This is a genomic window from Pseudoflavonifractor capillosus (assembly GCF_016899775.1).
GTDB lineage: Bacteria > Bacillota > Clostridia > Oscillospirales > Oscillospiraceae > Lawsonibacter.
Map to the genome: position 1 here is coordinate 1 of NZ_JACJJE010000049.1, position 25,845 is coordinate 25,845.

The following is a 25,845-nucleotide window of genomic DNA, read 5'->3' on the forward strand; positions in this document are numbered from 1 at the left end:
ATTTCTGAATTTAGTGCAAGTACCAGTTGACCATTCCGCTCATATACGGTACACTGGTTTTGCTTTTTCTTTGTCTTAGGTTTCTTTACAAAGGCATAATCATAAAACACAACGAAAACCGAGCCAACCTACACTAAAACGTCGCTTTTTTCAAGGAAAAGGCGGCGTTTTTTCATGGCCCGGTTTTGGAAAGGAGTGGTGCTGACTTCATATCAAAGAGAAAGGGGGAATTTTTTTAGCTGGCCGGGCCGGGAGGTCTGGCCTTTTTTCATCTCACGAAAAAGGAGGTTAGCCAATGGCAGATGAAAAAGTAAACGTGAGCTCGGAGGAAAAGAAAGCCCCGGAAGCTCCGGCCCCGTCCGGGCCGGGCGATCCGCCCGCGCCGGAACACACCGAGGACCCTGCTGTCCCTGGTGGGGATCAGACGGCCCCCGTTCATGCTGAGCCTGCCGCTGGGGAACATACCCAGCAGACCGTTCTCCCTGATATGGGTGAGGACGCTCCCGCGCCGTCCGGCAAGGTGATTAACCTCTCGGACATCCAGGCCGCTGATAAGGGCGGTAAGGAGGCTTCTGCTCCCGCCCCGGATAAGAAAGCGCCGGAGACGGATAAGCCGCCGAAGCGCCGGGGCCGTCCACCGAAAGAACAGGCCGGGCCGACTGTGGAGAAAAAGTCGAAAGCGGCGGAGCCCCGCACAGGCCGCCCGTCTAAGGTTGACAAGGCGGCCCGTGAGGAGGCTCCGCCCTCTGTTCGGGACAAAGTGTCCAGAGGTAAGAAAGCCGACAAGGGCAAGGAAACGGGTTCCGGTGGTGCGCCTGCGTCTAAATCCGCTAAGACGGCAAAGCCGGGCAAGGCCGCTCCTGTCAAGGAGGCGGCAGTCCCGCCGCCGGAGATCAAGCTGCCGCCCACGCCGGAGGTGCCGCCTCGCCCGGTGGAAGAGGGGAAAATCGTCTATTTGAAGATGTCGGAGCTCCACCCGTTCCATACGTTCCGGGAACACCCCTACAAGGTGCAGGACGATAAGGCGATGGACGATCTGGTGGGGACGATCAAGGAACACGGCATTATGACCCCCGCCACCGTCCGCCCGGAAAAGGACGGCAAGGGCTATGAGATTATCGCGGGCCACCGCCGCCATCATGGTGGTGCGCGGGCTGGACTGGAGGAAATGCCCTGTATTGTCCGGGAGATGACTGACCTTGAAGCCGTCCGGGAAATGCGGAACAGCAATAAACAGCGCGGCGATCCCCTCCCCAGCGAGCTGGCAAAGCTCCTGGATTTGGAGGTGGAGGCCATCAAACGCCAGGGGGCCCGCCCGAAAACGGAGAAAGAGGCCGAGGCCCTGGGTAAGCTCTCGGTGGAGATCGTGGGTAAGGAACACGACATGAACTATAAAAAGGTCATGCGGTATATCCGCCTTAATTCCCTGGTGCCAGAGCTTCTGGACAAGGTGGACACAAAGCAGATGGGCTTTATGCCTGCGGTGGAGATCTCGTATATCAGGCCGGAAAACCAGCGGCTGATTGCCGTTTCCATTGATGGTGAGGTTTCCTCCCCCTCGGTGGCCCAGGCAAAGCGGCTCCACGAGCTGGACAAGGAGGGCAAGCTCAACGGCGATGTGATTGACGGTATTTTGAGTGAAGAGAAAAAGGAGGATCGCGGTGTGATTATTTCGACTGCTGAACTGTCTAAGTATTTCGGTAAGGAGGTCACTCCTGCCAAAATGAAGGAGCAGATCATGGCCCTGCTGGACGAGTGGAAAGAGAAACAGCCGCCCGAACTGGCAAAGCCGGACAAGAAAAAGGACTTGGAGAAGTAACCGGGCCCCGCTTCTGGACACTTTGTCCAGAGGTAAACGCCCCGCGCTTGGGATGGGCTCTGTGGTGATATATCCCCCGTCGCCGCCTATATTCCTGCACAGCCGGGAGTGGGCCGTCAAGGGTGCAACGCACCGCCGCTTGCGGCGGCCTGCCCTTGACGGTCTGCCCCGGCTGTGCTACTTCCAGCGGCGCGGCGGGGGCATATATCCTCCAGAGCCGCCCCCTTTCCCTGGATAGGGAAAGGGCGGGGGGATAGGGTCGAACTACCTATTATAAATATCGGAGGTGTTGAAGATGAAACGATCCCTTGCTTATATTACCGCTGCGTGGCGCGGTGATCCTGCGGTGGATATGGAGCAGGCGGCGCATTACTGCCGTGTGGTCTACGATGCGGGCTATTCCCCCATCTGCCCCATGCTCTATCTGCCGCTGTTCCTCAATGACGCGGTGCCGGAGGAGCACAAGAACGGCATCGACATGGGCCGCGATCTGCTCCGGCGCTCCCGTGTGCTGGTGGTATGCGGCCATTCCGTGACCGAGGCCATGAAAAATGATATTGCCGTGGCCCAGCGCCTGGGGATCACCGCGACTACCCTTGAGGGCATCCTGACCGTCAAGGGCCAGGGGCGGTGCTGATGGCGTCCCTGTTTGAAGCCTACATCACCAACCTGGGAAAGTACAACGAGGGTGAGCTGGTTGGCGAAACGCTGAAATTCCCCACAACTACCGAAGAAGTACAGGCCCTTTTGAAGCGAATTGGTGTGGACGGGGTACGTTATGAGGAATTTTTCATAACCAGCTTTGACGGTGATGTGCTGGGGCTCTACGACTATCTCACGGAATATGAAAACCTGGACGAGCTCAATCATCTGGCCTGCCTGCTCTCCGAGCTGGATCAGGGCGAACTGGAGAAATTTGAGGCCGTCATTGATAGCGGCGAACATACGTCCAGCGTGGCCGATCTCATCAATTTGGCGCAAAACCTGGATTGCTACGAGTTTTATCCTGGTGTCGAGGACGATGAAACCCTGGGCCGCATCTATGTGGAGGACATGGAGGCCATTGACGTGCCGGAGCACCTGCTGAATTATTTTGACTATGAGGCATACGGGCGGGACATTCGACTTGAAGAGGACGGCCACTTTGCCCCCGGCGGCTATGTGCTGAACAACGGCGGCAAATTTATCGAGCACTACCACGGGATCGAGGACATTCCCGCCGAGCACAAGGTTTTCGCGTTCCCGCAGCTCTCGGTGCGGGAACAGATGGCGGCTTACAAAGAAATTATTGACAGCTCCTCTCTGGAGGGCTATCGGAAGATTGCCAAAAAGGAGCATGAGGAGCGATAGCGGCACTTCTGGACACTTTGTCCAGAGGTGCTTTTTTCACGGAAAGGAGGGATACGGCTGATTGACGAGGACGTTTCCAGACGTACCATAGCAGTTTCCATCAAGGCGACGAAGCTCACGGGCCGGGTGCTGGCCCAGGCGTGTCTGGCGGTGGGCCGGAAGATCAAGAAAGCGTACCGGGCCCGCCAGACACCCCACGGAAAACAGACGGTGCGCCAGCTCATGGGCCACGGGGCCGCCACGAACAGCATCGAGGTGGAGTCCCCAAAGGACTTTGACCGGGTGGCCCGGAAATGGAATGTAGACTATGCCTTTTATAAGGCCGGGCCGGACAAGTACCTGCTGTTTTTCAAAAGCGGGCAGGCCGATGCCATCACCGCTTGTTTTTCGGAATACTCCCGGCGCGTGATGAAGCGTTCCAAGTCCCGGCGCGTCCCGATCCGGGAACAGCTCAAACGGGCCGCAGCTGAACTGGCCCGCCAGCCGTCCCACAAGAAAGAACGTGCAAGGGAGGCGGTGCATGAGGACAGATAGTATTAAGAAATATGTGATACCCAACATCCCGTACCTGTTTATCCTGTGGGCCTGCCTAAAGCTGGGGACGGCCTACCGCCTGGCTCCCGGAGCGGACTTTGCTCACAAGCTGATGGGCCTGGGCCAGAGCATCGGCCCGGCCTTTGCCGACTTTGCGCCGGGGCTCCATCCCCTTGACTGGCTCATCGGCATTGTGGGCGCGGTGGGCTTCCGTCTGCTGATCTATATGAAAAGCAAGAACGCAAAGAAATTTAGGCGGGATGAAGAATACGGATCGGCCCGCTGGGGGACGGAAAAAGACATCAAGCCCTTTGTCGATCCGAAGTTTGAGAACAACGTCATTTTGACAAAGACGGAGTTTCTCACCATGAACACCCGGCCCAAAAATCCGGCCAACGCCCGCAACCTCAACGCCTGCATCATCGGCTCATCCGGGTCGGGCAAAACCCGCTTCTGGCTCACGCCCCAGCTACTCCAGGCGCACAGCTCCTATGTGTGCGTCGATCCAAAAGGCGGGGTGCTCTCCCAGGTGGGTGCTTTCCTGCAACGCCGGGGATATAAGGTAAAAGTGTTCAACAGCATAGATTTTTCAAAATCCATGCACTACAATCCGCTGTCCTACATCCACAATGAGGCGGACATCCTAAAATTCGTGGACACCCTCATAGCAAACACAAAGGGCGAGGGCAAGGAGGGCGATCCGTTTTGGACAAAGGCAGAAACGCTCCTTTATTGTGCGTTGATTGCCTATATCATCTTTGAGGCTCCTGCTGAGGATCGGAACATCAATACCCTGGTGGACATGATTTCCGGCATGGACGTGAAAGAGGATGACGAGTCCTATATGAACGCGGTGGACTATATGTTCAAGGGCCTGGAAAAGCGCAAGCCGGATTGCTTTGCCGTGAAACAGTACAAAAAATACAAACTGGCCAGCGGAGATGTATGCTCTAAGTGACTTCTTAATCATGGTTTTTTGTCATGGTTAGTGAAGCAGCCACTTAGAGCATTTTCATTTCAGGAGGTACAGCCATGAGAAACGAGAAAATCACCCCACTGTATGAGCGTTTGAGCCGCGATGATGAATTACAGGGCGAGAGCAACTCCATAAGCCATCAAAAGCAGATGTTAGAGGAGTTTGCCCGCCGGAACGGGCTGCCGAACCCTACTCACTTCACCGATGACGGTGTATCGGGAACCCGTTTTGACCGCCCCGGCTTTCTGGCGATGATGGAGGAAGTCGAGGCCGGGCGGGTGGAGGCCATTGTTATCAAAGACATGAGCCGCCTGGGGCGTGACTATCTGAAAGTCGGCCAGGTCATGGAGATTTTGCGGCAGCGCGGCGTCCGGCTGATCGCCATCAATGACGGTGTAGACAGTCTGAAAGGCGATGATGATTTTACCCCGTTCCGCAACATCATGAACGAGTTTTACGCCCGCGACACCAGCCGGAAAATCCGCTCCGTGTTCAAGTCCAAGGGTATGAGCGGCAAGCACCTGACCGGCACTGTCATTTACGGCTATCTGTGGGACGAAAAACGGGAACACTGGCTTGTGGACGAAGAAGCCGCCGAAGTGGTACGCCGCATCTTTTCCCTGACGATGGAGGGCTACGGCCCCTATCAAATCTCCAAGCTGCTGTCCGAAGCAAAGGTTGAAATCCCCGCTGTCCATCTGGCCCGCTTCCACGAGGGCGTAAACAGGACGAAGCCGGTCAAAGACCCCTACGGCTGGGGATCATCCACCATTGTGAACATCCTGAAAAAGCGGGAATACCTGGGCCACACCATCAATTTCAAGACCCGCAAGCACTTCAAGGACAAGAAAAGCCACTATGTTGACGAAAGCGAATGGACGATTTTCGAGAATACCCATGAGGCCATCATCGACCAGGAAACCTTTGACAATGTGCAGCGCATCCGGGCGAATGTCAGGCGTTACCCGGACGGCTGGGGCGAGGCCCACCCCCTGACCGGCCTGATGTACTGCGCCGACTGCGGCGGCAAGATGTATGTTCACCGCACTTACAACGGAAAACGCGACCCGCAGTTTACTTGCAGCCAATACACCAAAGTCCCATGCGGGACGCTCTGCGGCACACAGCACCGCATCCGGGCCGAGGCCGTCCTGACCCTGATAACCGATATGCTCCGGGCCATCGCGGAGTATTCCAAGAATGACAGGGCTGAGTTTATCCGCACCGTCCAGGAAACGCAGGCTGCCCAGCAGACCGCCGATATATCCAAGAAGCGGAAACGGCTGGCCGCCGCCCAAAAGCGGGCCGGGGAACTGGAAAAGCTGATCTGCAAAATCTATGAGGACAACGCCCTGGGTAAGCTGCCGGACGCCCGGTATGAGGCCCTGGACGCACAGTACGCCAAAGAGCAGGACACCCTCAATGCGGAAATCGCGGAACTGGAAAAGACCGTTACCGGCTATGAGCAGAGCCGGAAATCTGCGGAAAAGTTTATTGCCCTGATTGATAAGTACGAGAACTTCGACACGCTGACAAACACCATGCTCAACGAGTTTGTAGAGAAAATCCTTGTCCATGAACGCGCCCGGAAAGGCAGCCAGGACACCACGCAGGAGGTTGAAATCTACTTCAACTTTGTGGGCCGGTATATCCCGCCCGCCTTGCAGCCGGTTCCCCTGACCCCGGAGGAACAGGAAGAACTGCGGAAGAAGGAGGAACGCAAGGACAGGCTTCACCAGAACTACTTGCGCCGCAAGGCAAACGGCAAGCAGAAGGAATGGGAAGAACGCTACAACGCCAAACGCAAGGCCCAGGTGGAGGCGGCAAAGGCCGCGATCCGGGCCGAGGATATGGAGAAGGGCATTTTTACCACCGTCAGCCAGTTACCCAGACAGGAGCCGCATAAGGCCACCTTACCGGCCAGCGCCGCAGTTTAATCATCACAGTGCAAAGGAGGACGAACATGAACGAATTGACTTACACCCGCTGCGGAGATTACTACATCCCCGACCTGAAACTTTCCGAGCAGCCGGAAGCTCCCATCGGCAAGTATGGCCGTATGCGGCAACGCTACCTGAAGGAACACCGGCCCGGCCTTTACAGCAGCATGATTTTGAGCGAAAAGCTGTACCCGCACCTGTTGGAGATTGACCGGGCGGCGCGTGAACGAATGGATGCCATGCTGCCCCGCATGATGGAGGCGGCGGGCGTCACCGAGGAACTGAAAGCCCGTGACCCCATGCGCTGGGTGGGGCTGATGAACACGCTGAAAGCGCAGGCGGAGGAAATCATCATAGATGAACTGATTATTGGATAGTGGTAACGGACAGGCGTTTTCCTCGTCTGCCTGCTTTGGTTCCGGTTAGCCATAGGCAACCGAATATGAAACACCCTCTTGACAACGCTATCTGACAAGAGTATATTTTAGATAGACGCTCGTTCTGTGAGGACGGGCTTCTATTTGGAGTATAGGTTAGCTTGCTCTAACTAATAATGAATAGGAGGTGTATGGCCTGAAAAAGAACAGTAAAAAGCCGGAGGTCAGACGGCAGGAACTGATAGACGTTGCATCGGCTCTTTTCGCTGAAAAAGGGTATGAAGCGGTTTCCGTCCGGGATATTCTGAACGTGGTGGATGGAGCGCCGGGAATGTTCTATTACTATTTCAAATCCAAGCAGGATATTTATATTGCTGCTATGGAACAATACATTACCCAGCGATTGGAACGGAAATGTAAGATCATTGAGGATGAAACAGTTTCCTTTGATGAAAAGCTCCCCATCTTCCGCAGCATGGTTGAGGAAGATATACAGGGCTATATGGAACGTTTTGCGCCGCAGGCGGACACTTCCATTTCTGATACATCCTATAAACTCTATGATCTGGTACATATGCTGGGCCGAATGGTTATCCCATATTCTAAATTCATTTTGCAGGGTATACGGGAAAACCGGCTGAACAACCGTTTCCATATCACAGAGGAAAATGTGGAGGGATTTGCAACATTTGTGTTATACGGCGCATGGGGGATGATCTACAACAACAAATTTACCGGCAGCGGTGGTTCCTTTGATTTAGAAAGCATATTGAAAATCACCGACCAACTATTTTATTGACCTTAAAACAAATTCATATATGACAAACACAACGGGAATGTTCCGCAAGGGGCATTTCCGTTGTGGCGTTTTAGGGGTACAGAACGAATTCGGTCTGTAAAAAAGAAAGCGAGGTTTGAATGATGAAGCAGAATGAAAAGCCGAAGCAGGGTATTCCCCGGCTGCTGGAAATCTCCGGCGAAAAGAATACCCCTTTTGCAGCCAGTGTTCTTCTCTCCATACTCGGAACACTGTGCCAACTGGTTCCGTTCCTGTCCATCTATCAGGTGATGGCGGAGCTGTTACGCCATACAGCCACAGGAGTGGCACTCCACACAGATTTTATGATCCGCTGGGCGCTGTATGGTCTGGCTGGTCTGATTGTGGGATATGTGCTGGCTTATGCCGGTGGCATGATGGCCCACACTTTTGCCTATCGTGTCATCTGTGGTGTCCGTTTGAAAGTGGCGGAGCATATCGGAAAACTGCCAATGGGTTATGTTACGAACAATTCCATTGGGAAAACAAAGCAGGTTTTGGATGCGGATGTAGAACAAATTGAAACCTTTCTGGCCCATCAACTGCCGGATTTTGTAAGCACTGTTGTTATGCTGCTTGCGATGTTTATTATCATGTTTTCGCAAAATGTCTGGCTGGCGCTGGCCTGCCTGATCCCAATTGTGGTTGGCTTTGTCTGCCAGTTTGCAGTGATGATTAAAATTTTGAAAAGCGGCGGGCTGAAAGAAAACTTTGACGCACTGGAAAAAATCAGTTCTTCTTCCATCCAGTACGTCCAAGGGATGCCCTCTATCAAAATCTTCGGGCAAACAGTGAAATCCTTTCGGAAGTTCTATGAGGATATTATCAGCTATCGGGACTTCACAACAAAAATGACCGAGGTGATCCGGCCCGGCTATGTCCTCTTTCGGATGTTTGTGCTGTCTGTTGCAACCTTTATCGTCCCTGTCGGGCTGCTCTTGTTTTTGAAAGACCCCGGCGATGTGGCATTTATTGTGACATTCCTGTTTTTCCTGATTTTAGGCCCCGGAGCTGCCACACCCACATTGAAGCTGCGCAGTTTTTCCGAAAGCATGAATGTCATTACAGAGGGCGTCAAACGTGTGGATGAAGTGCTGAACGAAAAGCCGCTGCCGGAACCGGCACAGAGTAAGGCCCCGGCTGGCTATGATATTTCTTTCCATCATGTTTCCTTTTCCTATGAGGCAGAGGGCCGGAAAATCCTTAATCATGTTTCTTTCGCTGCAAAACAGGGAGAAATCACCGCATTGGTAGGGCCGTCCGGGGCCGGAAAATCTACCATTGCAGAGTTGATCCCCCGCTTTTGGGATGTGACAGAGGGCAGCATTGAAATTGGCGGTGTGAATATTCAGGATATGTCCATTCACGACCTGATGGAGCAGATGTCGTTTGTCTTTCAGGAGAGCTTTTTGTTCTCTGACACGATTTTTAACAATATCGCTTTAGGGAAACCGGGAGCCACGAAAGAGCAGGTGGAACAAGCCGCAAAAGCAGCACAATGCCACGATTTTATCATGGCACTTCCTAATGGCTACCAGACAAAAATCGGTGACGGCGGCGTATATCTGTCCGGTGGAGAGCAGCAGCGTGTTTCTATTGCAAGGGCAATCCTGAAAAATGCCCCAATTTTGATTTTGGACGAGGCGAGCGCCTATGCGGACGCCGAGAACGAGCATGAAATGCAGATTGCTTTGCAATCCCTGATAAAGAATAAAACGGTCATTATGATTGCCCACAGGCTGACAACTATCTGCAATGCCAACCAGATTTTAGTTGTGGACGGCGGGCAGATTAAGGAACACGGTACCCATGATGAATTGCTGAAAAAGCATGGGCTATATGCAGCCATGTGGGATGCTGGTGTTAATTCGGCTACATGGACGATCCGCGCTGGAAAGGAGGCCGTGACAGAATGAAACAGTTATTGAACGCGATTACCTGCAATGAACCCAAAAGGCTAATAAAGCCGGTGTTTTGGAACGCACTTGCAAATTTGTCCAACTTACTGCCGTTCTTGTGTCTGGCATATATCGTCAGCCAGATTTATGAGTATTTTGTCAGCGGGACATTGAACCGAACAGCCCTATGGGTGGCATGGGGTGTCATGCTTGTCTGCTTTGTTGTCACATGGATTTTTGAGAATATTGCCTGCAAATTGACCTATCGGGACGGCTTTATGGCGTCCGCAGATGGGCGGATCAAGCTGGCGGAACACATCCGCAGGCTGCCGCTGGGCTTTCTTATGAGCAGAAATTCCGGCGAAATCGGAAATACCATGATGAATGACTTTTCCCGAACCGAGTCGGCTATGACCCACATTTTGCCCCAGATCATCAGTGGCGCGATTATGGCGGTCATTGCTTCTGTCGTTCTTCTGATTGCGGACTGGCGTATGGGCCTTGCTATGTTTGCAGGCTTTCCGATTGCGCTGCTTATTATGTTTGGGATGCGGGGATTGGAGCGCCGGTTGGACACACAGCTTTCACAGGCAAGGGTCAATCAGGCCGGAAAGCTGCAAGAATATCTGTATGGGATGCGCATTATCAAATCCTACAATATGCAGGGGGATAACTTTGAAAAACTGAAAAAGGCTTGCACAGACTACCGGGATGCCTGCATTAAAGTGGAGGGAGGTATTGGCCCCCTGAATTTGGTTGCGGCAGCGTTTCTTCGCAGCGGCTTATCCCTTATGACGGTGGTAGGTGTATTCCTTGTAACTGGCGGAACTCTGACTGTGCCGGATTTTGCTTTATTCCTGCTGGTTGGAACCCGTGTGTTTGACCCGCTGGCTGTTGCCATTATGAATTATTCCGAACTGATGATGTGCGGTATGTCCGGGGAACGGATTTGTACTTTATTAGACGAGCCGGAAATGGCAGGCAGCGGTGACGCTCCGAGTGAGCATGAAATCCGTTTTGACCATGTGAGTTTTGGGTATGGAGAAAAAGAAGTTTTGCACGATGTCAGCGCACGATTGGAACCGGGAACCATGACCGCTGTTGTAGGGCCGTCCGGCTCCGGCAAAAGTACCATGCTGCGGCTGATTGCCCGTTTTTATGATCCGACATCCGGCAAAGTGCTGTTCGGTGGTGCCGATGAAAAGGATATGGAACCTGAAAAGCTGATGAAAAATATTTCTATGGTCTTTCAGGACGTGTATTTGTTCCAAGACACCGTTGCCAATAATATCCGCTACGGCAAAGAGGATGCCACACAAGAAGAAATCGAAAATGCCGCCCGCCTTGCCAACTGCTATGACTTCATTATGCAGATGCCGGATGGCTTTGACACAATGATCGGTGAGGGTGGTTCAACTCTTTCTGGCGGTGAAAAACAGAGAATATCCATTGCAAGGGCTATCCTGAAAAATGCTCCTGTCGTCCTGCTTGACGAGGCGACTTCATCCCTTGATCCCGAAAATGAGGCGGAAATCCAGCAGGCGATCAGCCGTCTTGTTCAGGGCCGAACCGTTGTTGTAATTGCCCACCGCCTGAAAACGGTGGTTGGCGCAGATACCATCCTTGTACTGGATCAGGGCCGGATCGTTGAGCAAGGAACCCATGAACAGCTTCTTACCCAAAATGGACTGTATGCAAAACTGTGGAATTTGCAGACTTCCACCGAGGGTTGGAAAATAAATTAAAACCAATAAAAGGAGGACTTTCCAGATGGAAAACCAAAGAAAGAAAAAATCGTCCAGAGGTGCGATTGCGGCAGGCGTGTTTATTGCCCTGTACCTTGTCACTTACTTCATCATCGGTGCCATTTGTATGCCGGTGGCTGTCCTGTTCCTCATTATGCCGGAAGTGGTCGCCTTTTTTGCAGCGCCTACATACCACATGATGCTGACAAAATCCCCAAGCTGGGTGCCGATATTTATAGCTGCGTTTCTGCCCAGCCTGCTTCTGATTGCCAGCGGCCATATTCCCATTGCGCCGGTTGTTTCCATTCCGGCCGGTATCGTTGCTGCTCTGATTGCGAAACAAGGCAGCTATAAGAGTTTCAAATGGAATACGATCAGCCACATGGTCTTTTCGTGGAACCTGTTTGGCGGATTTATCCCGATTTGGGTTATGCGTGACTATTTCTTCCAAGACACCTTTGAACGGGGTATGAGCCAAGAATTTTGTGATACGCTCCGGGCTTTGACGCCGTGGTGGGTACTGCCGGTCATGATGATTGCCACAGCACTTTGCTCCCTGTTAGGATCACTGTTCACAAAGAAAGTCCTGAACAAGCATTTAACCAAAGCTGGCGTGTTATGAGCAATTCGGCATATTCCATCTATCAACCAAAAAGTCAGGCCAAGGGACTATCCTTTGACCCAAGGACAAAAATACTTTTGCTGATAGAGCTGGATATTCTGCTGTTTTTGGGACGTTCTCTTGCTTATGAAGCCAGTGTGTTTCTGTTCTGCGCCCTCATCCTATTGGTTGGGGGCCAGAACAAAACTGCTTTGAAATGTGCCGGGATATTCCTGCTTTTCGTTCTGACACAGCAGTTGATCCAGCCTTATCTTGCCAATTCCTTTGTTTCTTTCGTGCATTTTATTGTGGTTGTTGTCCGAAAAGTGCTGCCCGCTTTCATGCTGGCAAAATGGCTGGTTGCCACAACGGAGGTCAGCGCATTTGTAGCTGCCATGTGGAAGTGCAAAATTCCTCAAAGCGCCATTGTCACAACATCCGTGATTTTTCGTTGTTTCCCAACGATCAGCGAGGAATGGAGCGCCATCAAAACAGCCATGAAAATGAGGGGAATAGAGTTTAGCTTCAAAAACATAGTGACAAGACCATCGGAAACGATTGTCCATATCCTTGTCCCGTTGTTTATCTCTGCATTGAATATCAGTGATGAACTGGCTGCTGCTGCGCTCTGCCGTGGTCTGGACAATCCGGGAACCCATACCTGCATGACGCAGATACGTTTTCGCTGGTACGATATTGCCTTTCTGCTGGTAGTTACTTTTGCGCTGGTTGTAATCTGTGTATTGAATATAAGGGGGTACAGCCTATGATCGAGATAAAAGATGTTTCCTTTACTTATAATCAGGCCGAGGCCCCCAGCCTTTCCCATGTCAGCCTTTCAATCCGTGAGGGGGAATGTGTTCTGCTCTGCGGAAAAAGCGGCTGCGGAAAAACGACCATGACCCGCCTGCTGAATGGCATGATCCCTGATTTCTACGATGGGACGCTTGACGGGCAAATACGGGTAAAAGGTTTTGACCCGGTAAACTGCTCTATGTATGAAATATCAAAAGTCGTGGGAACCGTGTTCCAAAATCCAAGGACACAGTTTTATACCGTCAATACGACCAGCGAAATTGCCTTTGGCTGTGAAAATCATGGATGGCCCCCGGAACAGATACGGGAACGTGTCATGCAGGCTGCGGCTGATCTGCATATCGAAGAATTGCTTGACCGAAATATTTTTGAATTGTCCGGTGGTGAAAAACAGAAAATCGCTTTTGCCAGTATCTATGCACTGAACCCGGATGTTTATGTGCTGGATGAACCATCATCCAATCTGGACTGCTTTGCCATCCGGGAGCTGCAAGGTATTTTGAAACTGCTGAAAAAGCAGGGTAAAACAATCCTGCTGGCAGAACACCGCACATGGTATTTGGAGCATTTGGTAGATCGGGCAATATACATGGAACAGGGAAAAATCGTCCGGGAATATTCCATGCGGGAATTGGCGGACTTCTCCGTACAGAAGCGTATGGAAACAGGTATCCGTCCTGTCCGTTTGGCTGATTTTACAATGCCACATAACGGTGCTTTGTCCTCACCCCATACGCTTTCTTTGCAGAATATCCAGTTTTCCTATCGAAAACAAGAGGCATTACATATCAGCCGCGCTTCTTTCTATGCGGGACGGATCATTGCCATCATTGGGAAGAACGGTGCGGGAAAATCCACCTTTGTTTCCGTACTGTGTGGGATTTTGAAAAATCAAAAAGGCTGCGTCTATATGGATGAAACTGCCGCCCCACCGAAGAAAAGACTGGCTGCCAGTTATATGGTTATGCAGGAGGTAAACCATCAACTATTTACCGACAGCGTAGAGGAAGAAATCGTTCTCGGTGTCAGGGAGCCGTCCGAAGAACGCTTAAAGCAAGTGCTTCTTCAAATGGATATAGCCACGTTGAAAGAACGCCACCCCATGACCCTATCCGGGGGCCAGAAACAGCGTGTGGCGATTGGGGCGGCTGTATTTTGCGGTAAAACCATCCTTGTATTCGATGAACCCACCAGCGGGCTTGATTTTAGCCATATGATGCAGACAGTGGGATTGCTGGAGCAACTGAAAAGCCCGGATATTTATATTTTTGTTATCACGCATGACTACGAATTTATCTTGTCTGCCTGTGATGAAGTAATAGAGATTGAGAATGGCACACTGAAAAATGACTATCTTTTAGATTGTGCCGGTTTACAAAAACTGAGAGCATTTTATTCAATAAATTCAAACTGTTAAGCCTGCCCCGCTAAACGGGGAAAGAAAAAACCGTTGCAGGGCAGGTAGCTTCGTGCGCCCATAATGGATTTTCAAGGACTGCGGCGGTTTTGAGTACATCAAGGCCGCCGTTCCTTATGCCCTCGACAAAGGAGTGACGCCTACACGCTGACACGGCGGCTTTAGGAGGGAGCCGCCATGAAGCACACTGACCGCCGACAAATTCAGACGAACTTTGCACTATCGTCAAAAAAAGCCCGGCCACCGAACCGGCCCCGTATGGCAGCCAGTGCGAAAATTGTCACATTGTAACTGAATACCGTGTTTTTTGCGCTCGAATAGCTTTCTGCTGTCCGGGCGTTTTTTCATACCTGTGGGGCCGGAACATCGGGCCAACATGGCCCGAACCCTGTCCCCGGTGCCGTTCCCCGCCGCCCCGTTCAGATTTTCCCGCAAAAAATCTGAACGGAGGAAAGGCAGATGGAAGTTACCATCCATTACAACGGACAAGCTGTGGCCGTGGAGGTCACGCTGGAAGTCTATGAATTTCTTGACCGGGCCGACCACAAAGCCGAGAACCTGTCCCATGAGCAGCGGCGGCACTGGGATGGCCGGGAGTTTGACGAATACATAGTTGCCACCGAGGGCGTGGGTATCTACGGTGAAACGCCGGAGGATTACCTGTGCCGCAAGGAAACGCTGGGCGAGCTGATGGCCGTCCTGGACACCTGCACCGAGGCCCAGCGCCGCCGGTTCCTGCTCTATGCCCTGGACGGGCTGACCCTTGCAGAGATCGGGACGGTGTGCGGCTGCTCCAAAGTGGCCGTGTATCAAAGTGTGGAGGCAGTCAGAAAAAAATTTATAAAATTCTTTGAAAACAGGCTTAACGAATGACCTGTTTTCGGGCTACCAAGTGAAAGGGATTGTTTCCCTTATCCCAGCGGGAGGCGGACAGCGGACAAGCTGCCCGCCTCTCCCATTTTCAGGAGGTAAGCCTATGAAAACAATCAATCTGCGGTGGATTTATCCCCACTACCGGCACGACGAGTTTGTGGAGGTCAGCGATGAGGTTTGGGAGGCCATGCGGCAGGCCCAGCGCGAGATGAACAACTATGAGCGCCGGAAGGTCTACCACCGCGCCTGGTATTCTTTAGACGCATATAGCTGGGCGGAGAACTACGCGCTGGAACACGGCAGATCGCCGGAGGAAATCCTTTTGGAGCGCGAGGAACGGGCCGCCCGCCTGCGGCTGATTGCCGCCTTGCCGGAAGCCCTGGCCCATGCCACCCCCACCCAGGCCCGCCGTGTCCGGGCCTACTACATTGCCGGTATCAACCAGCCGAAAATTGCCCGGATGGAGGGCGTACACAGCAGCAAGGTCAGTATTGCCATCCGGCGGGGTCTGCGGAATATGCGCCGCTGCTATGACGGCCTTTTCCCGTCAGAATGAGGGCGGGCCTATGCAGACCATTAACCTCAAGCAATATTACCCGTTCTGCACCGAGGACACCTTTGTGGAGGTGTCGGATGAAATCGTTGAAGCGTTCCTGCTGGACAAGCGGGCCGAGGCCGCCAGGGAGCGCAAGATGTACCGCTACAAGGCCCACTACTCCCTTGACTGTGACGATGGGATTGAAAAAGCTGCCATCGGCTGGGCGCAGCCATCGCCGGAGGACTACATCGTGCAGAAAGAGGAACAGGCCGAACACGCCGAGCTGATCCGGCGGCTCTATGAGGCCATTTCTTCTTTGCCCCCAACGCAGGCCCGCCGCGTCTATGCCCGGTATATGCTGGGGATGAAAGTGAAGGACATTGCCGCGATGGAGGGTATCACTCCATCCCAAGCGGGGAAGTCCATCCATGCGGCGCTCCGGCGGCTGCGCCGGTACTTCATGCGCCGGAAATGGACAAGCGGCCTATGAAAACTATCAACCTGAAAAAATACTACTACCCGATTTGCAAGAAGGACATTTTTGTGGAAGTGCCGGACGAGGTGGCAGACGCCATTGTAGAGGAAAGCCGCGCAGAGGACGCCAATGACGCCAAACAGCACTATCACTGTTACTCTCTGGACGCATCCCCCGGCATGGAAAACCATTTCCCGGAGCAGGCCGTTTCCCCGGAGGATATTCTGATGGAGAAGGAAACGGAACGGGAACAGGAGGCCGCACGCGCCCTGATGATGGAACGGCTCCGGGAGGCCCTTGCCACCCTGACGCCCCGGCAGGCGAGCTGCCTGTACGCCCGGTTTTGGGAGGGAAAGCCCTTCAAGGAGATTGCCAGGGCCGAGGGCTTTACCACATCGGCGGCCATTGTCACGGTACGCAACGCCATTATCAAGTTGCAGAAATATTATATCAAGCGCGGCTGGATGGAGCCGCCAAAGGAGAAAGCGATATGCACAAAGACAGCACCACCCAAGCGAAACCGAAAAAGGACGAGCGCGAAGAAGTCCTGAAAGAGATCCGGCAGCTTGAGAACCGCCAGAAGATTTTGGAGAACAAGCAGCGCAACGAGGAACGCAAGGCCCGCACTCGCCGCCTGATTGAGCGCGGGGCCATTTTGGAGGGAGTATTTCCTATGAGCGTAGACCTTCCCGGCGTAGAGGTCAAGGCGTTCCTGATTGCCCTGTCCCATCTTCCGGGGGCGGCAGAACTGGCCGCAAAACTGCCGAAATCCGGGGACAAGCCGTAAGTCCCTTGTTTACAAGGGCGCACTTATGCACCGTTGCCGGTGTCGTGCGCCCTGCCGGGGGCTGTTGCGTACTTCGTCCGCGATGGGGAGCTACACTCCCCAAACCCCTTGTGCGCCACAGGCCACGGAACATCCGCAAGCGGCTGTCCCGTCCCCTGCGGCCTGAATATCCCTCACCGAAAGGAGGCGATCCCCATAGATTTTTGCCATATCCCCGTCAGTATCATCAAGCGCAGCGAGGGCCGTTCCGCTGTTGCCGCAGCCGCCTACCGCAGCGGAACCAAGCTGACGAATGAATGGGACGGCCTGACCCATGATTACACCCGGAAGGGCGGCGTTGTCCATGCGGAAATCATGCTGCCCGCCCACGCCCCGCCGGAGTTTGCAGACCGCTCCACCCTCTGGAACAGTGTGGAGCAGATCGAGAAAGCCAGGGACAGCCAGCTTGCCCGTGAGATTGAGGCGGCCCTGCCCCGTGAACTGTCCAGGGAACAGCAGCTTGCCCTTGTCCGGGCCTATGTGAAGGACAACTTTGTGGACAAAGGAATGTGCGCCGACTTCGCCATCCATGACAAGGGAACCGGCAACCCCCATGTCCATATCATGCTGACCGTCCGGCCCTTAAAAGAAAACGGTGCATGGGGCGCGAAGTGTCGCAAGGCATACGACCTGGACGAGAACGGCCAGCGCATCCCAGACGGGAAAGGCGGTTGGAAGAACCACCGGGAGGATACCACCGACTGGAACGACAAAGGGAATGTGGAGATTTGGCGGGCGGCATGGGCGGCCTATACCAACCGGGCATTGGAGGCCGCCGGTCAGCCTGCATTGGTAGACCACCGCAGCTACAAGCGCCGGGGCATTGATAAAATCCCCTCTGTCCACCTGGGGCCAGCAGCCAGCCAGATGGAGAAGCGCGGCATCCGCACCGACAAGGGAGAAGTCAACCGGCAGATCGCCGCCGACAACAAGCTGCTGAAAGAAATCAAGGCCCGCATTACCCGTCTCTACAACTGGTCGAAGGCCGAGGCGGAGAAGCCGGAGGGCCAGCAGCCCAGCATGATGGACTTGTGGGAGGCCCAGCAGCAGCTCAAGCGGCCTGACACCCGTACCGGAAAAATCCGGGCATTGCAGGAGAGCGCCGCCCTGTTCAATTTTCTGAACGCCAACGGCATCCAATCCATGCAGCAGCTCCATGAAAAAATTGCCGGTATGAACACCCGCTACTATGACCTGCGGCGAGAGATCGTCAAGGCCGAGCGCCGGATCGCTGTCCTCACCGAGCGCGGGGAGATGTGGGCGCAGTACAACGAGTACAAGGCCATTCATAAACAGCTTGCCAGGATGAAGCCGGAAAAGCGGGAGCTGTTCGAGCAGCGCCACAGCCGGGAGCTGATCCTCTATGACGCGGCAGACCGGTATCTGAAGGAACTGAAAGCCAGCGGAGAGGAACTTTCCCCGAAGGAATGGCGGCGCGAGATCGACCTGCTGACCGCCCAGAAGCAGGTGGACAGCATCGACATGAAGGCCATGCGGGAGGAACTGAAAGCCGTGGAACGGCTCCGCAAGGCCGCCGACCAACTGGCCCGCCAGGAACGGGACAAGCCCCGCGACCGGGGGCCGGAGCGGTAAAGGGTACGGTGTTTTGCCGACCCCTTGCGGTGCGTCGCGTTTCACGACACACCTTTGCACAGAACTGTCAACATTCACTCATGGAAGGAGATTGCCTTATGAAGCAGATTATTTTACCCGTCACTGTCCACCTGAATATCCGCCTGCCCCTTGCCCTCTTGCAGCCGGAACCGGCAGACGCGCCCACCGGCCCGGAGCCGGAGGCCCATGCCTGCCAGGGATGCGGTAACTGCGGCGGGTGCAGGAAGTGCCAGCATGAAGAAAAGCAAGCCTGAACCCATCCCCGTCATGGACTACCGCCAGTACCGCAGAGCGCGGCGGCTGGTACATGAGTGCTGCAACTATGACGGCGGTAACTGTATCGCGCTGGACGATGGGGAGGAATGTGTCTGCGTCCAGTCCATTTCCTACTCCCTGCTGTGCCGGTGGTTCCGGGCGGCAGTGCTGCCGCTGGACAGAGAACTGGAAACGGCCCTGTTCCACCGCCTGGACGCCAAGCGTTGCGCCGTCTGCGGGGCGCTGTTCACCCCCGGCTCCAACCGGGCCAAATACTGCCCGGAATGTGCTGGACGCATGAAGCGTATCAAGGCGGCCCAGCGCAAGCGGAAACAAAGGGCGAAATGTCACGCTTTAGGGGCTGAAAACCCCTTGTAAATCAAGGCTTTTTTCGAGGGTGTCGCTGGGGGCCTGATAGATTTATCCTCTGGCCCTCAAAACGGCCCTCTAAAGGCGTACAGACCCCTGAAACAAACCCCAAGGAGGAAATCCTATGTCAGACAACCGAAAATATTACTACCTGAAACTCAAAGAGAACTATTTTGACGATGACTCCATCGTGCTGCTGGAAAGTATGCAGGACGGTGTTCTGTACTCCAACATCCTGCTCAAGCTGTATCTGAAATCCCTGAAACATGGCGGGCGGCTTCAACTTGACGATAATATCCCCTATACGGCGCAGATGATCGCCACCATCACCCGCCAGCAGATCGGCACTGTGGAGAGGGCCTTGCAAATCTTCCTGAAGCTGGGCCTTGTGGAAGTGCTGGACAGCGGCACCTTCTACATGAGCAATATCGAACTGCTGATCGGCCAGTCCTCCACCGAGGCCGAGCGAAAGCGGGCGGCAAGGCTCCAAAACAAGGCTCTTTCCGCGCCCCGGACAAACGGCGGACATTTGTCCGACATTCGTCCACCAGAGATAGAGATAGAGTTAGAGAAAGAGATAGAGATAAAGAGAGAGATAGAGAAGGGACGTTCCGAATCGGGGCGCACCGCCCGCGCCTATGGCCGTTACCAGAATGTTTTCCTGACGGACGAGGAACTGGCGGACTTGCAGGCCAGCTTTCCCACCGTATGGGGCCAATACATCGAAAAGCTGTCCGAGTACATGGCCTCTACCGGCAAGCGGTATCAGAGCCACGCCGCCACCATCCGGCGCTGGGCCGGTGAGGACGCGAAGAAAGCAGCCCCGCCCACCCGCAACCGGGATTACAGCGTAAAGGAGGATGAAACCGTATGATGGAGATTACCGCAGAAATCCGGGCGCTGATCGACAAGGCAGCCGCCGGTGTGGAACTGGCCGGGGACGAGTACATAGACCCGGCAGACGGCCTCATTCACTGTAAGAGGTGCGGCGGCCAGAGGCAGACCGTTGTGCCATGCTTTGGGAAACCGGGCTACTTCATGCCTCGCTGTATCTGCCAGTGCCAGCGGGAGGCCGAGGAACAGCGCAAGGCCGCCGAGGAACGGCAGCGCCGCATGGAGCGCATCAAGCGCCGAAAGGCCCAGGGCCTGCAAGACCGCTATCTGTACGACTACACCTTTGCCAACGACAACGGCCAAAATCCCCTGATGGACAAGGCCCGCGCCTATGTAGAGAACTGGAAGGAGGCATACAAAAACAACACCGGCCTGCTGCTGTTCGGGGATGTGGGAACCGGCAAGTCCTTTTTCGCAGGTTGTATCGCCAACGCCCTGCTTGACCGGGATGTGCCGGTGCTGATGACGAACTTTCCTACCATCCTGAACCGCCTGACCGGGATGTTCTCCGAGGACAGGGCCGACTTTATCGCCAGCTTTGACGAGTACGACCTGCTTATCATTGACGATCTGGGTGTGGAGCGCAGCACCGAGTATGCGATGGAGCAGATGTTTTTCGTCATTGACAGCCGCTACCGCAGCCGCAGGCCCATGATTATCACCACCAATCTGAAGCTGGCTGAACTCAAAAACCCGCCTGACTTGGCCCACGCCCGTATCTATGACCGTATTCTGGAACGGTGCGCCCCGATCCTCTTTGCCGGGAAAAATTTCCGGGAGGAAAACGCCGGGGCCACTAAGCAGGCGGCAAAAGACATTGTGAACCGTAAGAGCGACTGATTGTTTTGCCGGACGGCGCAGCCCCGCCCGGAGAAAGGAGCGCCATGAGCGAAGAAACCCGTACCATGCAGACCGCAGACACCATCCCTACCAGAGCGCCGGAGGACGCCCCCGCGCTGGTAAAGAAAATCGGCAAGACCACCTACAAGGTGCGCGTCCATTTCAGCCAGACCAGCACTGAAACCATGAGCGACAAAATCAAGCGTATGCTTAAAAACGAGATACAGCAGATGTGACCGGCTGATAAAGCCAGCCGCCTTGTGTTAAACTGATGATGGTACACGCCAAAACTTTTAGTCAAGGAGGACACAAAAATGCTATACACAGAAAAAGAGAAAAATGAGATTGAGCGCGTCCGCAAAGTGTTTGAGAAACATATCCAGCAGATGACCGCTTATGATTTGGTTTGGTCGGACAAGGTCGGCTATGTGTGGCTGGCAATATCTATCGACCCGGTCTATATTGATACCGGCAACTGGATAGAGTCCGCTACTGGCCTTTGTTATGAGTGCTTGAATGATATAGCACTGGATGTTTTTGGAATGACCGGAAACGACCATGACTTCGAGGACGCCGATCCGCTGGAACTGGCCGAGATTAAGCGGCGCTGGAAACCCTATATCGACCAACTGCCGGAATATGCGTACCTTTGCGACGAACTGTTAAGCAGGAGAAAATAACCCATCCGCAAAAGTGTCAGGAGCTAAAATCTGCTTCTGGCACTTTTTTTGTGGCTTTTTCGTGAATTTGATTAAAAAGTCCTTGACAACTCGTTTCGGGCAAGACCGCAAAATCAATCCTTATTTCCTGCGGTTCTCGGCTGGCCCCCTTTGACATCCCCCAGCTCCGGGAGATCATGAGCTATGACGAACTGGAGCTTGACCGCATCGGGGATCGGAAAACGGCGGTTTTCTTCACAATTTCCGACACAACCCCGACTTATAACTTCATTGTGGCCCTGGCCTTTTCGCAGATGTTCAATCTTCTGTGTGAACGGGCAGACAATGTTCACGGGGGCCGCCTGCCCCATCATGTGCGGGTGCTGTGGGACGAGGCGGCGAACACGGGGCAGGTGCCCTCGCTGGAGAAACTTGTCGCCGTTATTCGTTCCCGCGAGGTGAGTCTGTGCCTGTTCTACCAGCAGTACGCGCAGTGCAAAGCCATTTACAAAGACAACGCGGAAACGATCCTGGGAAACATGGACAGCGTGATCTTCCTGGGTGGCCGGGAGAGCTCCACCATCAAGGAAATATCGGAAAACTGGCTGGGAAAGGCCACCATCTCCATGCAGACCGAGGGCCGCTCCCGTGGGCAGTCGGAAAGCTACAACCAAAACACCCAGCGGCTGGGCCGGGAACTGATGACACCCAGCGAGCTGGCTACCATGCCGGGCGACAAGTGCATTTTGCAGCTCCGGGGCCTGCCCCCGTTCTTTTCGTCCAAATACGATTTGAAACAGCACCCCAATTACAAGTACACGGCTGAGGCCGATAAAAAGAAGAACGCCTTTGACCTGGATAAGCTCATCAACCGCCGCAGGCGGCCTGGGCTTAACGAGGCTTGTGAGGTGTACGAGGTAGACGTATCCGAAGCGGGGCCCGTAAGCGAGGACGAGGACATCCTCAACTACGACGACGTGGACGATCCGGATGCCTATGTATAAATCACTTCTGGACAAAGTGTCCAGAGGTCGCAACTTGCCGCCCAAACGGGCGGCTTTTTTCATGGCCGGGACAATCCCGGAGAAATGGAGGATATATGGAATTTTTCGCTTCTGCTATCACGACTTTGCAGACTCTCGTTGTTGCGCTGGGCGCTGGCCTGGGCGTGTGGGGCGTTGTCAATCTGCTGGAGGGGTACGGTTCCGACAATCCGGGCTCCAATGCTCATGTACGGTAAAGTAGCACTATAATATTACAGACAACCGCCCTACTATTTCGTATAACGCAGGGATAGAAACAAGATTACATAAGCAATTTGTGAAATAGTACATTGACACACATAGTAATGTCGGATATAATGTGCATGGAGGTGAAGCAAATGCCGGAGCAGAACATCAACAGCGATTTAATCCGTGGGCATATAGATACCATAATTCTTAAAATATTAAGAGATGGCGACAATTACGGCTACGAGATTATGAAAGCTGTATCCATGAACAGCAACAATGAATATGAATTGAAAGAGCCGTCTTTATATACAAGCCTAAAGCGTCTTGAGAAACAAGGCCATATTGTTAGCTATTGGGGCGACCAATCGCAAGGCGGGCGGCGAAAGTATTATCATATTACGGACAGCGGTAACGCCGCCTATGAAAAAGCACTTTCGGAATGGCTGCATGCAAAAAAAATTATTACTATGCTTCTGCAAGGAGGTAAGGACGAATGATAGATTTACAAAAATATGTTGACGGCTTATTCCGGCACCAGCGTTTAACGCCGGAGGTAAAAGACCTAAAGGAAGAAATATTGAGCAATATGATTGCAAAGCGGGACGATTTGATTGCACAGGGATTGAGTGCAGAAAAGGCAACCGAGAAAGCAAAGGAAAGTTTGTCAGCGATTGATTATCTGATAGACGGAAATCAGCTTACCGATGTTGGCAAATATCATTTGGAATGTATGCAAACACTATTGCTCAACTGTATTATTTTTTGGATTTTTTCCTTGCCGCTTCTCTTTACCCATTATGCGCTAACCAGTTATATCGGGCTTTTATGTGTTATCATTTCTGGCTGCGCTTACATTCTGAGCAAAGATAAAAAAGAAAAAGTCATTGCTTTTCTATCGCTTTCAGCGAGTGAACACAGAAGAAAAGTCGCATGGACTATTTGGAGTGTATTTTTTCTTGTAGCTGTCGGAACGATGGCAGCGTTGACATTTGGAAGTGATATTTGGTTTGGCAGACCTCTGAATATTACAGGCCCATATCAAATGGCAAATATTGCAGTACGGTTTTATCTGCCGCTATTGACCATTATCATTCCTATTACAATCAGCAGTTTTTCAAAAATACTGCTGAAATGCAGAAAGGGGCATGAAGATGAATAAGAAAAGTAAAATTATTATCGGACTTCTCGCTGTTGCAGTTGTTTTGTTCTGCGTAATCCAGTTTTGGATTATTCCCGCCAATCAAGCAAGACAAGAAGCTTACGCCCAAAATCAGACGGACGCTTTAACACATGACATTTCTGCGATTGAAGATTATAAAACTGCATATTTGGGGGACGCGAACAATGTTAGAGACTTATTTGGAAATTTACCATTAAACAATATTCCAAGGCAGTTTGAAATCAATTCTGATGACTGTACTTTAACAGTGAACTATCTTGATACTGTTTGGAACATCGGAGAGGATAAGGTACAAAGAGATTTAATCTATAATACCGTTGCGGCTATGGCGGCGATTGATAATTTGTCGGGAATAACCTATAACTTTTCCGGTGATAGCTATTCCTTTGAACGAACGCAAATTGAAGATATATTCGGCGCTCCCTTGTCAAATCTGCTTGAACAGGAGAAGTGGAGCAACGATGTACAAGACAAACTAAAGGATACGGATTTTGTTGAACAATTTTATAAATAGCAAAGCCAGCCGAGCCAGTCAACGGTCAAGATGAACGGCGCATATGCGCCGCCGTTGACAGCCCCGCCCGCCTTTGCAGACAGGCAATCAAGGGGCGACAGCAAGGAGTGCTGCCGCCCCGCACTATTATCAGAGAGGGGGAATTTCCATGACCGAAAATGAAGCCTACAAAGTGCATATCCAGTACACCTTTAACTCCTTTTGCAAGGTTGTCATTCGTCACGCCGCCATAGATATAATTTTGAAGCTGCGCCGGAGGTGGGAACGGGAAGTTTCCCTTGACTATCTGATGAATGAGAAGTTTGTCCAGCTTGTCGAGCCAGAACAGCTTGAAGAATATCTTTTTACCGCCTGCGGCCAGACCGCCGTTCTGTACCATGCGGAACTTGCCGCCGCCCTTGCCCTTTTGCCGGAGCAGGCACAGGAAGAAATTTTCCGTTACTACTTCCTGCGCCAGCCGCAGCGGGTGATCGGCGTACATATCGGCCGGACGCGCAGCACAGCGGGGCGGCATATCCAGCTTGCCTTGAAGCTGCTGCGGCAGCTTATGGAGGGAAAACGCCATGAGTAAACTTCTCCCCTATGAAACAATCGTCAAAGCCCATGAGGGCAACCCGGACGCAATCGACACCGTTCTTTCCCATTACGCCGGATATATCCGCTACTGTTCCAAAGTACACGGGCAAGTCAACGCCGAGGTTGAGGAATATGTGAAGCAGAAGCTAATTGCCGCGCTGTTCAAGTTTCGCTTTGACCGATAAGCCTTAAAACTGAATATCCAGCCGTCCATCGGCGGCCAGCGAAAGCAGTAAGTCTGAAAAAGATTTGCTGCTTTTTTGTTGCCCGGCTCCGCTCCCGGCCATTTTGCCCTGGTCAGATTGTAGTAGTAAGTGAGAGGGTAATTTTTCTGCTCCGGCGTTTGGCATTTTTGATTTTTGCCCGTAGTAAGAAGCAAAGAGAAAATTTCCCGTTTCGTTTGGCGAATTTCAAAACGCGATGGTGTGGGGAGTGAAAGGAAAAATTCTCTGCCCCGCCGGTTGCCAAAATCCTGTTGCCCGCATTACAGAAGCAAAAGAAATTTTGAGAAAATTTCCATCCAGCGGGTAGCTGGCGGCTTTTGAAATGTATCTTTAGCGGAAAGGAAAAAAGACCGCCCACAGCGGGCCGCAAGTCCTGTTCTGTCCGTTCTATGTACGAAAAAACCAGACTGGGGCAGTCTGCGGCAGTTACAGAGCAAGTTTCTACCACGGTGCCAAAATCCGCAATTCTGCGGTTTTGCCCCTCGC

General features: G+C 52.9%; 30 protein-coding genes and 3 pseudogenes. 32 read left to right on the plus strand and 1 reads right to left on the minus strand.

Going from position 1 to position 25,845, the window contains the following annotated elements; genetic code table 11:
* Nucleotides 1–295 precede the first annotated feature (295 nt).
* The 32 genes and pseudogenes from H6B31_RS13020 to H6B31_RS13175 all read left to right on the plus strand — a co-directional run bounded on the left by H6B31_RS13020 (nt 296) and on the right by H6B31_RS13175 (nt 25,320).
* Nucleotides 296–1,819 carry a ParB/RepB/Spo0J family partition protein gene (locus H6B31_RS13020; RefSeq protein WP_204898910.1) on the plus strand — a complete coding sequence of 508 codons (1,524 nt, stop codon included), beginning with the start codon at nt 296–298 and terminating at the stop codon, nt 1,817–1,819.
* Between the two features lie 295 nt (nt 1,820–2,114).
* The gene (locus H6B31_RS13025) at nt 2,115–2,456 is read left to right on the plus strand and encodes a DUF7768 domain-containing protein (protein WP_050618702.1); all 342 of its coding nucleotides are present in this window, start codon (nt 2,115–2,117) and stop codon (nt 2,454–2,456) included.
* Nucleotides 2,456–3,169 carry an antirestriction protein ArdA gene (locus tag H6B31_RS13030; RefSeq protein ID WP_204898911.1) on the plus strand — a complete coding sequence of 238 codons (714 nt, stop codon included), beginning with the start codon at nt 2,456–2,458 and terminating at the stop codon, nt 3,167–3,169. The genes H6B31_RS13025 and H6B31_RS13030 overlap by 1 nt, the downstream gene beginning before the upstream one ends.
* Before the next feature lie 27 nt (nt 3,170–3,196).
* Nucleotides 3,197–3,703 (plus strand): PcfB family protein, encoded by a 507-nt coding sequence (locus H6B31_RS13035; RefSeq protein WP_204898912.1) that lies wholly within the window; start codon nt 3,197–3,199, stop codon nt 3,701–3,703.
* Nucleotides 3,690–4,643, plus strand: a pseudogene (locus H6B31_RS13040) (type IV secretory system conjugative DNA transfer family protein); the annotation flags it as partial. The gene H6B31_RS13035 and the pseudogene H6B31_RS13040, both read left to right, overlap by 14 nt.
* 92 nt (nt 4,644–4,735) lie before the next feature.
* Nucleotides 4,736–6,616: a recombinase family protein gene (locus H6B31_RS13045; RefSeq protein ID WP_204898913.1), complete on the plus strand. Its 1,881-nt coding sequence runs from the start codon at nt 4,736–4,738 to the stop codon at nt 6,614–6,616.
* Nucleotides 6,617–6,642: 26 nt separating this feature from the next.
* On the plus strand, nt 6,643–6,996 hold the full coding sequence (locus H6B31_RS13050) for a TnpV protein (protein ID WP_204898914.1): 354 nt from the start codon (nt 6,643–6,645) through the stop codon (nt 6,994–6,996).
* Between the two features lie 187 nt (nt 6,997–7,183).
* Nucleotides 7,184–7,795: a TetR family transcriptional regulator gene (locus tag H6B31_RS13055; protein ID WP_204898915.1), complete on the plus strand. Its 612-nt coding sequence runs from the start codon at nt 7,184–7,186 to the stop codon at nt 7,793–7,795.
* Between the two features lie 122 nt (nt 7,796–7,917).
* The gene (locus H6B31_RS13060; protein ID WP_204898916.1) at nt 7,918–9,729 is read left to right on the plus strand and encodes an ABC transporter ATP-binding protein; all 1,812 of its coding nucleotides are present in this window, start codon (nt 7,918–7,920) and stop codon (nt 9,727–9,729) included.
* The gene (locus tag H6B31_RS13065) at nt 9,726–11,456 is read left to right on the plus strand and encodes an ABC transporter ATP-binding protein (RefSeq protein WP_204898917.1); all 1,731 of its coding nucleotides are present in this window, start codon (nt 9,726–9,728) and stop codon (nt 11,454–11,456) included. Before H6B31_RS13060 ends, H6B31_RS13065 begins: the two co-directional genes overlap by 4 nt.
* A 25-nt stretch (nt 11,457–11,481) precedes the next feature.
* On the plus strand, nt 11,482–12,078 hold the full coding sequence (locus H6B31_RS13070) for an MptD family putative ECF transporter S component (RefSeq protein ID WP_204898918.1): 597 nt from the start codon (nt 11,482–11,484) through the stop codon (nt 12,076–12,078).
* Nucleotides 12,075–12,827 carry an energy-coupling factor transporter transmembrane component T gene (locus H6B31_RS13075; RefSeq protein WP_204898919.1) on the plus strand — a complete coding sequence of 251 codons (753 nt, stop codon included), beginning with the start codon at nt 12,075–12,077 and terminating at the stop codon, nt 12,825–12,827. Before H6B31_RS13070 ends, H6B31_RS13075 begins: the two co-directional genes overlap by 4 nt.
* The gene (locus H6B31_RS13080) at nt 12,824–14,290 is read left to right on the plus strand and encodes an ABC transporter ATP-binding protein (RefSeq protein ID WP_204898920.1); all 1,467 of its coding nucleotides are present in this window, start codon (nt 12,824–12,826) and stop codon (nt 14,288–14,290) included. The genes H6B31_RS13075 and H6B31_RS13080 overlap by 4 nt, the downstream gene beginning before the upstream one ends.
* A 459-nt stretch (nt 14,291–14,749) precedes the next feature.
* Nucleotides 14,750–15,163 (plus strand): RNA polymerase sigma factor, encoded by a 414-nt coding sequence (locus H6B31_RS13085; RefSeq protein ID WP_204898921.1) that lies wholly within the window; start codon nt 14,750–14,752, stop codon nt 15,161–15,163.
* Nucleotides 15,164–15,266: 103 nt separating this feature from the next.
* Nucleotides 15,267–15,719: an RNA polymerase subunit sigma-24 gene (locus H6B31_RS13090; RefSeq protein WP_204898922.1), complete on the plus strand. Its 453-nt coding sequence runs from the start codon at nt 15,267–15,269 to the stop codon at nt 15,717–15,719.
* A gap of 10 nt (nt 15,720–15,729) precedes the next feature.
* Complete coding sequence (locus tag H6B31_RS13095; protein WP_204898923.1) at nt 15,730–16,191, plus strand: RNA polymerase sigma factor; 462 nt, start codon at nt 15,730–15,732, stop codon at nt 16,189–16,191.
* The gene (locus H6B31_RS13100; protein WP_204898924.1) at nt 16,188–16,727 is read left to right on the plus strand and encodes an RNA polymerase sigma factor; all 540 of its coding nucleotides are present in this window, start codon (nt 16,188–16,190) and stop codon (nt 16,725–16,727) included. The genes H6B31_RS13095 and H6B31_RS13100 overlap by 4 nt, the downstream gene beginning before the upstream one ends.
* Nucleotides 16,667–16,963 (plus strand): DUF3847 domain-containing protein, encoded by a 297-nt coding sequence (locus H6B31_RS13105; protein WP_204898925.1) that lies wholly within the window; start codon nt 16,667–16,669, stop codon nt 16,961–16,963. The genes H6B31_RS13100 and H6B31_RS13105 overlap by 61 nt, the downstream gene beginning before the upstream one ends.
* Before the next feature lie 108 nt (nt 16,964–17,071).
* Complete coding sequence (gene mobQ / locus H6B31_RS13110) at nt 17,072–18,595, plus strand: MobQ family relaxase (protein WP_243419051.1); 1,524 nt, start codon at nt 17,072–17,074, stop codon at nt 18,593–18,595.
* A 98-nt stretch (nt 18,596–18,693) separates the two neighbouring features.
* Complete coding sequence (locus H6B31_RS13115) at nt 18,694–18,870, plus strand: hypothetical protein (RefSeq protein WP_164706778.1); 177 nt, start codon at nt 18,694–18,696, stop codon at nt 18,868–18,870.
* The gene (locus H6B31_RS13120; protein ID WP_087221679.1) at nt 18,851–19,249 is read left to right on the plus strand and encodes a cysteine-rich VLP domain-containing protein; all 399 of its coding nucleotides are present in this window, start codon (nt 18,851–18,853) and stop codon (nt 19,247–19,249) included. The genes H6B31_RS13115 and H6B31_RS13120 overlap by 20 nt, the downstream gene beginning before the upstream one ends.
* 115 nt (nt 19,250–19,364) lie before the next feature.
* Entirely contained in the window at nt 19,365–20,114 is a 750-nt protein-coding gene (locus H6B31_RS13125) for a putative phage replisome organizer (protein WP_204898926.1), read from the plus strand.
* Entirely contained in the window at nt 20,111–20,974 is an 864-nt protein-coding gene (locus H6B31_RS13130) for an ATP-binding protein (protein ID WP_204898927.1), read from the plus strand. The genes H6B31_RS13125 and H6B31_RS13130 overlap by 4 nt, the downstream gene beginning before the upstream one ends.
* A gap of 65 nt (nt 20,975–21,039) precedes the next feature.
* Complete coding sequence (locus H6B31_RS13135) at nt 21,040–21,210, plus strand: transposon-encoded TnpW family protein (RefSeq protein ID WP_430691907.1); 171 nt, start codon at nt 21,040–21,042, stop codon at nt 21,208–21,210.
* Between the two features lie 78 nt (nt 21,211–21,288).
* On the plus strand, nt 21,289–21,654 hold the full coding sequence (locus H6B31_RS13140; RefSeq protein ID WP_006574342.1) for a hypothetical protein: 366 nt from the start codon (nt 21,289–21,291) through the stop codon (nt 21,652–21,654).
* An 86-nt stretch (nt 21,655–21,740) separates the two neighbouring features.
* Nucleotides 21,741–22,637, plus strand: a pseudogene (locus H6B31_RS13145) (VirD4-like conjugal transfer protein, CD1115 family); the annotation flags it as partial.
* Nucleotides 22,638–22,732: 95 nt separating this feature from the next.
* Nucleotides 22,733–22,861 (plus strand): annotated as a pseudogene (locus H6B31_RS13150) (Maff2 family mobile element protein); the annotation flags it as partial.
* Nucleotides 22,862–23,014: 153 nt separating this feature from the next.
* Nucleotides 23,015–23,362 (plus strand): PadR family transcriptional regulator, encoded by a 348-nt coding sequence (locus H6B31_RS13155; protein ID WP_087308777.1) that lies wholly within the window; start codon nt 23,015–23,017, stop codon nt 23,360–23,362.
* Entirely contained in the window at nt 23,359–24,024 is a 666-nt protein-coding gene (locus H6B31_RS13160) for a permease prefix domain 1-containing protein (protein WP_178280085.1), read from the plus strand. Before H6B31_RS13155 ends, H6B31_RS13160 begins: the two co-directional genes overlap by 4 nt.
* Nucleotides 24,011–24,559, plus strand: coding sequence for a DUF4825 domain-containing protein (locus H6B31_RS13165; protein ID WP_204898930.1), 549 nt, complete (start codon nt 24,011–24,013; stop codon nt 24,557–24,559). The genes H6B31_RS13160 and H6B31_RS13165 overlap by 14 nt, the downstream gene beginning before the upstream one ends.
* Before the next feature lie 148 nt (nt 24,560–24,707).
* Entirely contained in the window at nt 24,708–25,130 is a 423-nt protein-coding gene (locus tag H6B31_RS13170) for a sigma-70 RNA polymerase sigma factor region 4 domain-containing protein (protein WP_204898931.1), read from the plus strand.
* Nucleotides 25,123–25,320, plus strand: coding sequence for a helix-turn-helix domain-containing protein (locus H6B31_RS13175; protein WP_204898932.1), 198 nt, complete (start codon nt 25,123–25,125; stop codon nt 25,318–25,320). The genes H6B31_RS13170 and H6B31_RS13175 overlap by 8 nt, the downstream gene beginning before the upstream one ends.
* Before the next feature lie 112 nt (nt 25,321–25,432).
* On the opposite strand, the gene H6B31_RS13180 is transcribed toward H6B31_RS13175, so the two are convergent.
* Nucleotides 25,433–25,845 (minus strand): hypothetical protein (locus tag H6B31_RS13180; protein WP_204898933.1); only part of this gene is annotated, 413 nt, incomplete at its 5' end.